This window comes from Pseudaeromonas aegiceratis (assembly GCF_046254905.1).
Classification (GTDB): Bacteria; Pseudomonadota; Gammaproteobacteria; order Enterobacterales; family Aeromonadaceae; genus Pseudaeromonas; species Pseudaeromonas aegiceratis.
Map to the genome: position 1 here is coordinate 1,323,313 of NZ_CP158016.1, position 13,018 is coordinate 1,336,330.

Annotated in this window: 12 protein-coding genes; 7 read left to right on the plus strand and 5 right to left on the minus strand. The window is 63.9% G+C overall.

The genetic code is table 11. The features are described 5' to 3' along the window. Positions 1 to 66: 66 nt before the first annotated feature. The 3 genes from yfcD (at position 67) to ABHF91_RS06290 (ending at position 2,281) form a co-directional block, all read left to right on the plus strand. Positions 67 to 573: an NUDIX hydrolase YfcD gene (gene yfcD / locus ABHF91_RS06280; RefSeq protein ID WP_409422608.1), complete on the plus strand. Its 507-nt coding sequence runs from the start codon at positions 67 to 69 to the stop codon at positions 571 to 573. After that, on the plus strand, positions 570 to 1,346 hold the full coding sequence (locus ABHF91_RS06285) for a hypothetical protein (protein ID WP_409422609.1): 777 nt from the start codon (positions 570 to 572) through the stop codon (positions 1,344 to 1,346). Before yfcD ends, ABHF91_RS06285 begins: the two co-directional genes overlap by 4 nt. 101 nt (positions 1,347 to 1,447) lie before the next feature. Beyond that, positions 1,448 to 2,281, plus strand: coding sequence for a pirin family protein (locus tag ABHF91_RS06290; protein ID WP_409422610.1), 834 nt, complete (start codon positions 1,448 to 1,450; stop codon positions 2,279 to 2,281). Between the two features lie 122 nt (positions 2,282 to 2,403). Here ABHF91_RS06290 and ABHF91_RS06295 read toward each other — a convergent pair whose 3' ends face one another. After that, positions 2,404 to 2,889, minus strand: coding sequence for a glutathione peroxidase (locus ABHF91_RS06295; protein WP_409422611.1), 486 nt, complete (start codon positions 2,887 to 2,889; stop codon positions 2,404 to 2,406). 166 nt (positions 2,890 to 3,055) lie between these two features. Between ABHF91_RS06295 and ABHF91_RS06300 the strand changes: the two genes are divergently transcribed. After that, complete coding sequence (locus ABHF91_RS06300; RefSeq protein ID WP_409422612.1) at positions 3,056 to 3,571, plus strand: DUF1543 domain-containing protein; 516 nt, start codon at positions 3,056 to 3,058, stop codon at positions 3,569 to 3,571. Between the two features lie 61 nt (positions 3,572 to 3,632). On the opposite strand, the gene ABHF91_RS06305 is transcribed toward ABHF91_RS06300, so the two are convergent. From ABHF91_RS06305 to ABHF91_RS06315, 3 genes are all read right to left on the minus strand, one after another. After that, the gene (locus tag ABHF91_RS06305; protein ID WP_409422613.1) at positions 3,633 to 5,033 is read right to left on the minus strand and encodes an NAD(P)/FAD-dependent oxidoreductase; all 1,401 of its coding nucleotides are present in this window, start codon (positions 5,031 to 5,033) and stop codon (positions 3,633 to 3,635) included. 15 nt (positions 5,034 to 5,048) lie between these two features. Then, positions 5,049 to 6,149, minus strand: coding sequence for an extracellular solute-binding protein (locus ABHF91_RS06310; RefSeq protein WP_409422614.1), 1,101 nt, complete (start codon positions 6,147 to 6,149; stop codon positions 5,049 to 5,051). Between the two features lie 449 nt (positions 6,150 to 6,598). Continuing rightward, the gene (locus tag ABHF91_RS06315; protein WP_409422615.1) at positions 6,599 to 7,480 is read right to left on the minus strand and encodes a LysR family transcriptional regulator; all 882 of its coding nucleotides are present in this window, start codon (positions 7,478 to 7,480) and stop codon (positions 6,599 to 6,601) included. Between the two features lie 125 nt (positions 7,481 to 7,605). Between ABHF91_RS06315 and ABHF91_RS06320 the strand changes: the two genes are divergently transcribed. Together ABHF91_RS06320 and ABHF91_RS06325 are read left to right on the plus strand one after the other, a co-directional pair. Further along, complete coding sequence (locus ABHF91_RS06320; protein WP_409422616.1) at positions 7,606 to 9,042, plus strand: glycoside hydrolase family 1 protein; 1,437 nt, start codon at positions 7,606 to 7,608, stop codon at positions 9,040 to 9,042. A gap of 128 nt (positions 9,043 to 9,170) precedes the next feature. Continuing rightward, positions 9,171 to 10,499, plus strand: coding sequence for an IS4 family transposase (locus tag ABHF91_RS06325; RefSeq protein WP_409420458.1), 1,329 nt, complete (start codon positions 9,171 to 9,173; stop codon positions 10,497 to 10,499). 64 nt (positions 10,500 to 10,563) lie between these two features. On the opposite strand, the gene poxB is transcribed toward ABHF91_RS06325, so the two are convergent. Further along, the gene (poxB, locus tag ABHF91_RS06330) at positions 10,564 to 12,288 is read right to left on the minus strand and encodes a ubiquinone-dependent pyruvate dehydrogenase (protein ID WP_409422617.1); all 1,725 of its coding nucleotides are present in this window, start codon (positions 12,286 to 12,288) and stop codon (positions 10,564 to 10,566) included. Between the two features lie 456 nt (positions 12,289 to 12,744). Between poxB and ABHF91_RS06335 the strand changes: the two genes are divergently transcribed. Next, positions 12,745 to 12,999: a hypothetical protein gene (locus tag ABHF91_RS06335; protein WP_409422618.1), complete on the plus strand. Its 255-nt coding sequence runs from the start codon at positions 12,745 to 12,747 to the stop codon at positions 12,997 to 12,999. Positions 13,000 to 13,018 lie beyond the last annotated feature (19 nt).

Genomic DNA, 13,018 nt, shown 5'->3' on the forward strand with positions numbered 1-13,018 from the left:
TTGCCTAGCCGGGGACACGGGCGCATTGTACGCGGTGACGCGTAGCAGCCGGGTTGAGGAGTCGAGATGAGTGAAGAGTGGGTCGATTGGGTGAATGAGGCGGATGAGGTGATCGCCGCCGTGCCCCGCAGCCAAATGCGCCGGGAGCACCTGCGTCACCGTGCCAGCTACATAGTGATACTGGATGAGGCTGAGCGTCTCTATGTGCAGCGGCGCACCCAGACGAAGGACTACTGCCCCGGCATGCTGGATGCCTGCTGTGGCGGTGTGGTGCAGGCCGGTGAGGCCTATCTGCCGTCGGCCTATCGCGAGCTGGAGGAGGAGATGGGGATCCGGGGGGTGACCCTGACCGAACACGGCACCCACCCGCTGGGGGACGAGGCTTGTCCCGTCTGGGGCGGCCTCTACAGCTGCCACTACCAGGGCCCGCTGCAGCTGCAGGCCGAGGAGGTGGAGTATGTGCTGCGCATGAGCGCCGAGGAGATCCTGGCGCGGGCGGACGAGTTCACCCCCGACTCCCTGCAGGCGCTGCAGATCTGGTTGGCGTTGCGCAGCCCGGATCTCCCGGCATGAGGCGGCTCTTGTATCTGCTGGGCTGGCTCTATGGCGCCAGCCTGTTGGCCGCGCCCCTGACCCTGCTCCCACTGCAGCATCGTCTGCCGGAGCAGGTGATCCCCAGCCTACGCCCCCTGCTGGGGCCGGACGAGAAGCTGCTGGCGGTGGGGGATCAGCTGGGGGTGGTGGCCTCGCCCGAGACGCTTTCCCAGGTGCAGCAACTGCTGGCACAGCTGGACAGGCCCTTGCATCGGCTGCAGATCAGCCTGCGCAGCAGCCAGCAACAGGCCAGCGAGGATCGCGGCGTGCGACTGCAAGGCCAGCTGGGGCTGGGCCATGCGCCCAGTCGCCTGCAGGCCCAGCTGCGGGACAGCCAGCAGCAGGGGCAGCGCCAGCTGATGCAGCAGGTGCAGACGGTGGAGGGGGGGCGGGCCCAGCTGTATGTGGGGCAAAGCTACCCCATGGCCATGACGACCTACCTGCAGGAGAACGGTCACTGGGTGGCTCAGCCCGGCTGGCAGTATGTGGATCTGGCCAGCGGCTTCACCGCCCAGGCCCAGCTGCTGGGCGGACAGGTGCGGGTGACGGTGGCGCCCCAGCTGCAGCAGCGCAGCGGCCAGGGCATCGCCAGCAGCCGGCTGCAGACCGAGCTGCAAGGGCCCCTGGGCCAGTGGCTGCCCCTGGGCAGCAGCAGTGAACAGGGCAGCGCCGGCCAGCAGGGGCTCGATACTGGTCAGCAGCAGGGGCTGCAATCGGTACAGCTGTGGCTCAAGGTGGAGCGGCTGGATTAGCCAACAATCCTATTTAATCGAATGATGAGTGCCAGATATTACGCTTTTGTTCGATATGGTGACTGACTAAGCTGGCTGTGTCGTCACCACAGGAGGCCAACATGAGCCAACTTCGCACCCTGACCCGTCTGCTGACCGGTCAACCCACCCAGGATGGCGCCGGCGTCAAGCTGGTGCGTGTCATCGGCACCCAGCGCCTGCCGGATCTGGATCCCTTCTTGATGCTGGATGAGTTCAGCAGCGATGAGCCGCAGGACTATCTGGCGGGCTTTCCCGAGCATCCCCATCGCGGCTTCGAGACCGTCACCTACATGCTGGCAGGCCGGATGCGCCACCAGGACAACCAGGGCTTCGAAGGGGTGCTGGAGAGTGGTGACGTGCAGTGGATGACTGCGGGCTCGGGGCTCATTCACTCCGAGATGCCGGAGCAGGAGGACGGGCTGATGCGCGGCTTCCAGCTGTGGATCAACCTGCCCCGGGCCGAGAAGATGAAACGGCCCCATTACCAGGATATCGCCGCGGCGCGCATCCCCGAGGTGACCGGCGCCGACGGCAGCCGGGTGCGGGTGATTGCCGGCGAGTTCGCCGGGGTTCGCGGGCCGGTGGAGGGGGTCAGCCTGGCGCCCCTGTATCTGGATCTGCGCCTGCCGGCCGGCAGCCGGCTGACTGTGCCGGTGACGTCCGGCCAGACCGCCTTGCTGTTTGGCATAGAGGGCCAGCTGCAGGTGGCCGACACAAGCCTGGCCAAGGGGCAGCTGGGGGTGCTGTCCGACGGTGATACCCTGCAGCTTGTCGGCGGTGAGCAGGGAGGCCGGGCCCTGTTGCTGGCGGCCCGCCCACTCAAGGAGCCGGTGGCGCGCTACGGTCCCTTCGTCATGAACACCCAGCAGGAGATAGTGCAGGCCATCGAAGACTATCAGGCCGGCCGGTTCTAGTCCGCGGGCTCTGATCTGGGTCAGGCCTGAGCGAGGATCGTCTGCTGGCCCCGTGCTGCGGGCCTTGGAGCAGCAGCGAACCGGTCCCAGGTGAAGCCCCGCTGACCCGCTAATCGGCGGCCTCACGGCTGGGCCAGGGCGCGGACTATGGCCGCTTCCATCTTTCGAGGCGGTGTGAAGGGGGCAAAGCGTTGCAGGGGACGCCCCTGTCTGTCCAGCAGGAATTTGGTGAAGTTCCAACGGATCTCCCGGCCGAACCAGCCCGGCAGCCGGCCGGTCAGCCAGCCAAACAGCGGATGGGCCTCGGGGCCTTTCACCGCCAGCTTGGCGAACATGGGAAAGCTGACGCCGTAGTTGAGCAGGCACTGCTCACGGATGGCGGTGGCATCCCCGGGCTCCTGTTGACCGAACTGGTTGCAGGGAAACCCCAGGATCACCAGGCCCTGGTCAGCATACTGGCGATAGAGCTGCTCCAGGCCGGCATACTGGGGGGTGAAGCCGCAGCGGCTGGCGGTGTTGACCACCAGCACCACCTGACCGCGGTAGCGGGACAGGGGCACGGGCTCACCCTGCAGACTGGGGGCGCTGAATTGGTAGAGATCTGTCATGGCGGCTCCTTGGGCAATCGGTCTGTGCAGGCACCTGGACCTGTTTCGGCGCGGCCATGGTGCGGGATTGAATGTGGCAGACCCTGCTGAGCCTGACAAGCCGGTGGCAGGGTTTGCTACACTGCCCACCTTGTTTTAGTCAGGCGTCGTCAGTTAAGGAGTTGTCATGCCGCATCTGTATCAGTTTTACGTCGGGGGCCACGCCGGGCGGGCCAACCTGGAGGTGCATGATCTGCAGTTCGTGGTGGCCGAGTCGGTGGAGGCGGCCATTCCGCAGCTGAGGGCCGCCTGGTTTGGCGATCCGGCCAAGCTGCATCTGGATGGTTATCGTCGGATCTCCTGGGTGGACGGCCATCGGGTGGTGTTGCGTCCGGAACCGGCACCGGCGGGGCCGCGGCTCTACTTCGTCAACGTGGGGGGCTATCGGACCGGTGAGCTGGCCGAGCTGCACGAGTTCGGTCTGTTTGTGGCCAACAGTGCCGCCGAGGCCAAGGCTCAGGCCTTGCAAACCCTGCTGGTAGGGGCGGTGCAACAGCACAAGGACAACCTCAAGGACGTCGATAATGAACTGTTGCTGGATAAGCTGCAGGGTTACCACGTCCACCTGCTGCCGGAGGCGGGCGAGCCGGATCCCGTGGCCTGGCAGGGCTATCGGCCCATTGGGCTTAGGTCTGGCGAATGAGCTGGATAAAGAAAATGGTGGTAACAAAGAAAACCGGCGCCTTTAGGGCGCCGGTTTTTATTCAGGACTCGAAGCCCAGACCACAGGCATCCATGGTGCGCAGGAAGAGATTGCGCTTGCCCTGGTTGTGGTCGGCTCTATCCAGACACCACTGCATGATCTGCACCGAGGGGTAGGCCAAGGGTTCGGGCGGGAAGGGCAGCGGCGTCTCCTTGACCATCCGCAGCCGGGTGCGCTCCGTCTCCAGGCCAAACACCTTGTCCAGCAGCACGTTGCCGGCGAAGCGGCTGGCCCCCACCCCCAGGCCGGTGAAGCCGGCGGCATGGGCCACCCGTCCCTCGTAGGCACTGCCGAAGAAGGCACAGAAGCGGGAGCAGACGTCGATGGCGCCGCCCCAGCAATGGCTGAACTTCAGCCCCGCCAACTGCGGGAAGGTGGTGAAGAAGTGACTGGCCAGCTTGGCAAACGAGCTGTGATGGCGGTCGTACTCCTCCCGCACCTGGCCACCGAAGTAGTAGACCGCATCGTAGCCGCCAAACAGGATGCGGTTGTCCCGGGTGATCCGGTAGTAGTGGAACTGGTTGGCGGTATCCGCCAGCCCCTGGCGGTTCTGCCAGCCGATGGCCGCCAGCTGTTCCTCGCTCAAGGGCTCCGTCATCAGGGCGTAGTCATATACCGGCAAGGTGTGCAGCCGGTAGCGTTTCAGCAAGGAGGGGAAGACGTTGGTGGCCAGGATGGCCCGTTCCGTGATCACCCGACCATGGGGAGTGCTGAGTACCAGGCCTTCAGGGGTCTGCTTGATATCCTCCACCGGGGTGGCCTCGTGGATCTGCACCCCCAGGGAGGCGGCCACCTTGGCCAGCCCCACCACCAGCTTGGCGGGATTGAGCATGGCGGTGCCGTGCCGGTCCCAGTTGCCGGACAGGAAGGTGGGGGAGTTGACCTCGGCCCGCATCTGCTGCTGATCCAGGTAGCCTTCCCCCCGGATCTCCTCATCCTGATAGGGCTCCACCGCCACCACGATTTCACCGGTACGCTCGAAGTCGCAGTCGATCTGATAGCGGGCTATGGTGGCCTCCATCTCGTCCAGGTTTTGCAGCCCCATGGCCTCCAGGGTGGCGTATTCCTCCGGCCAGCGGCGCTGGCCGTTCTTCTCGCCATGGGTCAGGCTCGCCTCGCAGAAGCCGCCGTTGCGGCCGGAGGCGGCCCAGCCGACCTGGCGCGCCTCCAGCAACATGACGTCCTGTTCGGGGAAGCGCTCCTTGGCCAGCAGGGCGGTCCACAGCCCCACCAGGCCGCCTCCGACGATCACCAGCTCGGTCCGGCGTTCGCCGGGCAGCCGGGGATAGACGGGGCGCTCACCGAGCGCCTCCAGCCAGTAGGGGGCATGACGGGTATGGGCCAGGGAGGCCCTGATGATCTCATCCTTGGGAAGTTGACGTTCGAAAACGGTCTGAAACATAACGCCTCGCTAACCTTATTTGCCGGTCATTATCTTGGTCCACTCCCGGGTGATCACGCGGGTGATCTTCTGGGGCAGCACCTTCTGGGAGAACATCTTGGGCTTGAGCTCGTCGCTGAAGTAGATGTTCGGGTTATCCCGGATCTCCTCGTCCACCATGCCGTTGGCCGCCTGGTTGGCGTTGGCGTAGGAGACGTAGTTGGTGATCTTGGCGATGACCTCGGGCCGCATCAGGTAGTTGATGAAGGCCAGGGCATTCTCCGGGTGTTTGGCATCACTGGGAATGGTCAACATGTCATAGAAGACGTCACTGCCTTCCTTGGGTACCACGTACTCCACATGCACGCCGTTGTTGGCCTCTTCCGCCCGGTCGGCGGCCTGGATCACGTCGCCGGACCAGCCGATGGCCACGCAGATGTCGCCGTTGGCCAGGTCATTGATGTACTGGGAGGAGTTGAAGTAGGTGATGTAGGGACGCAGCTTGCTCATCATGGCGCCGGCGTCCTTGTAATCCTGGGCATTGGTGGAGTTGGGATCCCGGCCCATGTAGCGCAGGGCCACGGTGAACAGGTCGGTGGGAGAGTCTAGGAAGGCCACCCCGCACTTGTGCAGCTTGGCCAGGTTGGCCGGGTTGAAGATGGCGTCCCAGGTGTTCATCTTGAAGTCCGGGCCCATCACGGCGGCCACCTTGTCGACGTTGTAGCCGATGCCGGTGGTGCCCCCCAGATAGGGGACCGAGTGGGCATTGTCCGGATCCTTCTCCTGCAGCATCTTCATGATGACAGGATCCATGTTCTTGAGGTTCGGCAGCTTGGACTTGTCCAGGGGCATGAAGACCCCGGCCTGCAGCTGCCGCCCCAGGTAGTCGGAGCTGGGCACCACCAGGTCAAACCCGGTATGCCCCGCCAGCAACTTGGCTTCCAGCACTTCGTTACTGTCGAACACATCGTAGATCACGCGGATGCCGGTCTCTTTCTCAAAGCCAGCCACCGTATCTTCGGCGATGTAATCGCTCCAGTTGTAGACATGCAGCACCTTTTCTTCGGACGCCAGGGTGGCCGAGCTCAATACCAGGCCAAGCAGCCCGAACGCGGGCAAAGCGAGTCTCTTATCCATAGAGTATTCTCCTTGTTGGATAGGCTAATTTGACTCAAATGAGTCGTTTTTTTGAGAGATCCCGGTCGCGTTCAGGCGATCGCAGGATCGAGGACGACGGTCAGTATCTGGCCGGCGGATGGAGCAGGTGAAAGGCGAGTACCAGAGCGCCCTGGGAAGAGGGCAGGCGGTCTGAGCAGGGAGCACAGGCCGGCACAGTGACAGGATCTAGCTGTTGCGGCAGGGGGCCACAGGTGATGAGGTCCCAAATGGAATGACTTTGGCTGCTAGATAACATAACCCTCCCGGGGGAATGAACTCGTGAGTCATTCTGCAAGGGCTGTGCCAAAGGTGAAAAATTATAATTTATCCATATAAAACAATTGGATGTCTATTTTGGTGCCCCGTGCCATAGACCACAGTGCGCTATTTTGGTCGTGATGGCACTAAAAGTGACCAAGGGGATACCCCTAGGCCGGCCGCGGCATCGGCTGTGGCGCTAGGCTGGCCACTGTCTGCCAGAAGGCCTGCACCAGGGCGGACGCCGGACCCGGCGGACGGATGAGGCCTATGGTCCAGCCGGCATCGGGATCCTGGATGGGCAGGGTGCGGATCTCGGGGCGAGGCTGGGTCACGTCGCCGGGCACCAGAGTCCAGGCGACGCCGGCTGCCGCCAGGGCCACCCCGGCGGCAAAGTCGTTGAGCCACTGCATCTGGCGGGGCCTCAGCCCCTGCTGGGCCAGGTATTTCATCAGGTGATCGTGAAAGGAGGGGGCCTTGTCCCGGCGGATACAGGCCAGGGGATAGTCCATCAGTGCCGCCAGATCCAGCTGGGCTGGGTAGTGTTGGGGCAGCACGGCGGTGAAGTTGGCGGTCAGCACCGGCAGGCTGGGCCAGCCCTTGGGGCCCGGCAGGCGGCAGAAGCCCAGATCCAGCCTGCCCTCGTTGAGGGCCATGATCTGGTGGTGGGTGGAGAGATCCTGCAACTCTATGGTCACCTGGGGGCGTGCGGCGCGAAACCGGGCGATGGCCGCCGGCACCAGACGGTTGCTGGACTCGCCAAAGCCAATGCGCAGGCAACCCGCCTGGCCGGCCAGCAGTTCCCGGGCGCTGCGGGGCAGCTGTTCGGCACGGCGGACAAGTTCGTCGGCCTCCGCCAGCAGGCCCTGCCCCAGGGCGGTGAGCTGGGTGCGGCCGGCGCTGCGGCTGAACAGGGCGCCCCCCAGGGCCTCCTCCAGCCGGCGGATCTGCTTGCTGAGGGCCGACTGGGTGACATGCTGACGGGCGGCAGCCTCCCCAAAGTGCAGCACCTGGGCCAGGGTCAGGTAGGCCTTGAGATCGCGCAGCTCCATTCCGGCTCCTTCATTCCTCTTGGGAATCATAAACGGCAAAAATCGTCATTGGACGGAATTGTAGGCCAGGGCCATGCTGGTCCCAAGCATTTCGTGCCCGCGAGGGCCAGATCAGGAGAGCGTTTATGCACCATCGTCAGATCAAGGATTTTCCCGCCGATTTCCTCTGGGGGGCTGCCTCCGCCGCCTATCAGGTGGAAGGGGCCTGGGACGCCGACGGCAAGGGGCCCTCGGTGTGGGACACCTTCACCAAGCAGCCAGGGCGCACCTTCAAGGGCAGCAACGGCGACGTGGCGGTGGATCACTACCACCGGCTGGAGGAAGACCTGGATCTGATGGCACAGATGGGCCTCAAGGCCTATCGCTTCTCCGTCAGCTGGCCCCGGGTCTTGCCCGCGGGGCGCGGTGCGGTGAACGAGGCGGGACTGGCCTTCTATGACCGGCTGATCGACGGCCTGCTGGCCCGGGGTATCGCCCCCGTGCTGACCCTCTACCACTGGGATCTGCCCCAGGCGCTGCAGGACGAGTACGGCGGCTGGGAAGACAGACGCATCATCGCGGACTTTGCCGCCTACTGCGGCGTGCTCTACCAGCGGTTTGGCCACAAGGTGCAGCACTGGGTCTCCCTGAACGAGCAGAACTACAACCTGACCAACGCCTATCTGCTGGGCACCCATCCGCCGGCGGTGCAGGACAGACGCCGCTTCTACCAGGCCAATCACCATGCCTTCCTGGCCAACGCCCAGGCCATCGCCCTGTTCCGTCAGACGGTGCCCAAGGGTCTCATCGGCCCCAGCTTCGCCTACTCCCCCTGCTATCCCAGCGGCAGCAGCCCGGAGGAGATGCTGGCCTTCGAGAACGCCGAGGAGTTCACCAACTGGTGGTGGCTGGATGCCTACTGCCTGGGCCGCTATCCCCAGGCCGCCCTGCGCTTCCTGCAGGCCAACGGCGAGGCCCCGATCATAGAACCGGGGGATGCCGAGCTGCTGGCCGCCGGCAAGCCCGACTTCATCGGCGTGAACTACTACTACACCACCACGGTCACCGACAACGGCCTGGATGGCCAGACATTGCAGCGCATCAATACCACGGGACAGAAGGGCACCACCCCCTCCAGCGGCGTGCCGGGCCTGTACCGCACCACCCCCAACCCCAACCTGGCCACCAGCAACTGGGATTGGGCCATCGATCCCACCGGGCTGCGCACCGGGCTGCGCCGCCTCACCAGCCGCTACGCCCTGCCGCTGTTCATCACCGAAAACGGCCTGGGGGAATTCGACCAGCTCACCGCCGATGAGCAGGTGCACGATGACTACCGCATCGACTACCTGCGCCAGCACCTGCTGGCCTGCCAGGCAGCGCTGCAGGACGGGGTGGAACTGCTGGGCTACTGCGCCTGGTCCTTCACCGACATCCTGAGCTGGCTCAACGGCTACCAGAAGCGGTACGGCTTCGTCTACGTGGATCGGGACGAGGTGGCGGTCCGCAGCCTGCGCCGCATCCCCAAGGACAGCTTCTACTGGTATCAGGGGGTGATTGCCCGAGGCGGCCGCGACCTCTAAGCCATGGGCGCTCGGCGTGAGAAAAGAAAGGGATGACCGAGGTCATAATGCCGATCAGTTAAGGATCCATTGACCGATCCTCAGGCTGTGTAAAAATCCGAAACTCCTTGTTGGGTTTCGGATTTTTTATGCGCATCGACCAAGCTCTCGACTTCATTCACGCCTGTCCTCCCGGAAAATTTGAGTCCCTGTCTGACCTGCTGTCACCTGAACTGGTGCAGGCCTGCCTGGCCAAGACAGGCTCGGTCTCCCTGCGTCGACGGCGCATGCCCATGGAGCGGGTGCTGTGGGCCATTATCGGTATGTCCTTGTTTCGTCACGTCCCCATGACCCAATTGGCCAACCAGCTCGATATCCTGTTACCCGGCGACCGGCCATTCGTCGTTCCCAGTGCCTTCATCCAGGCGCGCCAAAAACTGGCTGACCGAGCCGTTCAACAGGTGTTCCAGCAGACCGCTACGCTCTGGCATCAGCAGTGTCAGCACCCAACCTGGGCCGGCTTGCAGCTGCTGGCCGTCGATGGGGTGGTCTGGCGCACCCCCGATACCCAGGACAATGCCGGTGCCTTTGCCAAGTCGAAAACCGGCCAGGGCGAGACGCAGTATCCCCAGGTACGCATGCTGTGTCAGATGGAGCTGACCAGTCACCTGCTGACTCAGACCGTGATGGACTCCTGTGCGGTGAACGAGATGGTGCTGGCAGAGCAACTCATTGAAAAAACACCCGATAACAGCCTGACCCTGTTCGATAAGGGCTTCTACTCACTGGGATTGCTACACGCCTGGCAATGCCAGGGCGTGGCGCGTCACTGGCTTATTCCGCTGAAAAAGGGCACGCAATACGAGGTCATCCGCAAGCTGGGGCGGCAGGATGCGCTGGTACGGCTCACCGCCAGTCCGCAGGCTAAGAAGAAGTGGAGCGAGTTACCGGAGCAGCTCGAAGCCCGGCTGCTGACCCGGACGGTGAATGGCAAGGAGCGCCAGGTGCTGACGTCGCTAACCGACCCGATGCGCTTCCCGGCCAGCGAGTTGATGGAGCTATACCAGAATCGCTGGGAAATCGAGCTGGGCTATCGGGAGATGAAACAGAGCCTGCAACAGCACAGGCTGACGCTGCGCAGCAAGAAACCCGATGGAGTAAGGCAGGAGCTATGGGGCTTGGTATTGGCCTATAACCTGCTGAGATATCAGATGGTTAGAATGGCGGCGAGCTTAAAAGGCTATACGGCCAGCCAGCTGAGCTTTCACATGGCATCGGTGTATCTGCTGCATGAGCTCAGTTGCCTGCCGTTCGTATCACCGGGGAATATTCCAGCCCGCGTCGCCGACATGGACAAACAGGCGGAGCAGTTCAAGTTACCTGCCCGCCGAGAACGAAGTTATCCCAGGTGTGTCAAAGCCAAACCACAGAAGTATGCGACGAGAAAACCTAGTAAAAACAATGCCAGTCAGGCTTAACTGACTGGCATTATGACCGAGGTCATCCCTTTTACTTACGACGCCCGCAGGCATCCGACACGCATCAGCGCAGCCAGTTGGTCTTGCTCAGCTCCACCAGCTCGTCCCCCCGGCCGTTGATGATGGCTTTCATCATGTAGAGGCTGAAGCCCTTGGCGTGTTCGAGTTTGATCTGGGGCGGCATGGCCAGCTCCTGCTTGGCGGTGTTCACCTCCAGCACCACTGGGCCGGGGTGGGCCAGGGTTTCGGCCAGGGCCGCGGGCAGGGCCTCGGCATCCGTCACCTGGATGCCCTTGACGCCACAGGCCTCGGCGATGGCGGCGAAGCTGGGGTTGTCCAGATCCGTGTCGTCGGACAGGTAGCCGCCGGCCTTCATCTCCATGGCCACGAAGCCCAGGGAGCGGTTGTTGAAGACCACCACCTTCACCGGCAGCTGCAGCTGGCGCAAGGAGAGCAGATCCCCCATCAGCATGGAGAAGCCGCCGTCACCGCACAGGGCCACCACCTGGCGCTGGCGATCCACCGCCTGGGCGCCCATGGCCTGGGCCAGGGCATTGGCCATGGAGCCATGGTTGAAGGAGCCCAGCAGCCGGCGCTGGCCGTTCATCTGCAGGTAGCGGGCGGCCCAGACGGTGGGGGTGCCCACGTCACAGCTGAATACCGTCTGCGGGCCGGCTTGCTCGCTGATCAGGCGCGCCAGGTACTGGGGATGGATCAGATCGTGATTGGTCTTACCATTTGCCAAGGCATCCAGATCCCGCCGGGCGTTCTGGTAGTGGGACTGGCACTGCCGCAGGTGGGCGTCGTTGCGCCCGGCCTTGAGGCGGGGCAGCAGGGCCGTCAGGGTCGTCTTGATGTCCCCCAGTACCCCCAGATCGATCTGGGTATGGCGACCCAGGGCGGCGGGATCCTGGTCGATCTGCAGGATGCGGGCCTTGTCCGGGTAGAAGGCGCGGTAGGGGAAGCTGGTCCCCAGCAGCAGCAGGGTGTCGGCCCGGCCCATGGCGTGATAGCCGGAGGCGAAGCCGATCAACCCCGTCATGCCCACATCATAGGGATTGTCGTATTCCAGGTACTCCTTGCCCCGCAGGGCGTGCACCACAGGGGCCTGCAGGCGCTCGGCCAGGGCCACCACCTCGTCATGGGCCCCGGCACAGCCGGCACCGCACAGCAGGGTCACCTTGCCACCGTCGTTGAGCTGGGCGGCCAGCTGATCCAGATCCGCCTCCTGGGGCAGGTAGTAGGCCGGTCGCGGCAGGCTCCAGCGCGGGCTGATCCCCTCGGGCATGGGGCGCAGGGCGACGTCGCCGGGCAGCACCAGCACGCTGACATCCCGGTGCAGAATGGCCTGGCGCATGGCGGTCTCCAGCAGGTAGGGCATCTGCTCTGGGTTGGAGACCAGCTCGCAGTAGCAGCTGCACTCCTTGAACAGCTCCTGGGGGTGGGTCTCCTGGAAGTAATGGGTGCCGATCTCCGCAGAGGGGATGTGGGCGGCGATGGCCAGCACGGGTACCCGGTTGCGGTGACAGTCGAACAGGCCGTTGATCAGGTGCAGGTTCCCCGGGCCGCAGGAGCCGGCGCAGACCGCCAGCTCCCCGGTCAGCTGGGCCTCGGCGCCGGCGGCAAAGGCCGCGGTCTCCTCGTGACGGGTCCCCAACCAGTCGATGGTGCCCAGCTTGCGCAGGCTGTCGCTGATGCCGTTGAGGGAATCCCCGGTGACGCCCCAGATGCGGCGCACGCCGGCGCGGCTCAGGGTGTCTGAAATAAAATAAGCAATGCTCTGACTCATGCAGTATGACCCACCAGGTTAATGGCAATGGATTAGCGGTTAGTTAAGTTCAGAGGCGACAAAAGCAGATTTCTGTGTCGTCGTGACGTTTTTATGCTCGCGCTGCGTCTCGCTTGAATCAAGCATTTGAAATGCCTTTTTTCTGACCGTTTTGTCATTAAAAATGATTTCTTACTGCCCGAAGGCATATTGGTAAGACCATGAAGGATGAGGGGCCTTGGGCCATCATGGGCGTGGGGCGGCCTGTCGCATCCCTGACAGCCGGCGCGCTTTGTCGCTTAGCCGGCGGGGCGTCCCTGCCCCGGACGGCAATGCCCATCCCTTGCCCGCCAAGGCCTGACGCCGTGAGGCGGGCCGCCGCCGCCCTGGCGGGTCTGCTGGCATAAAACTTGATGGACCCCCTCTTTATCTGCCCGGCCACCTCGGCCGGTCGTCCCTGGCCAAGGAGTTTTCAGCATGGATCAACAGACCCTCGAACAGATTGCCGCCGCGGTACAGGCGGCGGGCTTTAGTGCCGCCGGTCAGGCCCAGGTCAAGGCGGCCTTCGCCCCCCTGCGCCTCACCTACTGCCTGCTGGAAGAGCTGGGGGCCAAGGAGCCCGTGTGGGAGTGTGACGACTTTGGCCTGTTCTTGGTGGGCAGCAGCGATCACTGCCTGGGGCTGACCCGGGATCTGGCCGAGGCCACCGCCGTGGTGGTGGCCGAAGCCTGACGCTGACGCCCTGGATTTG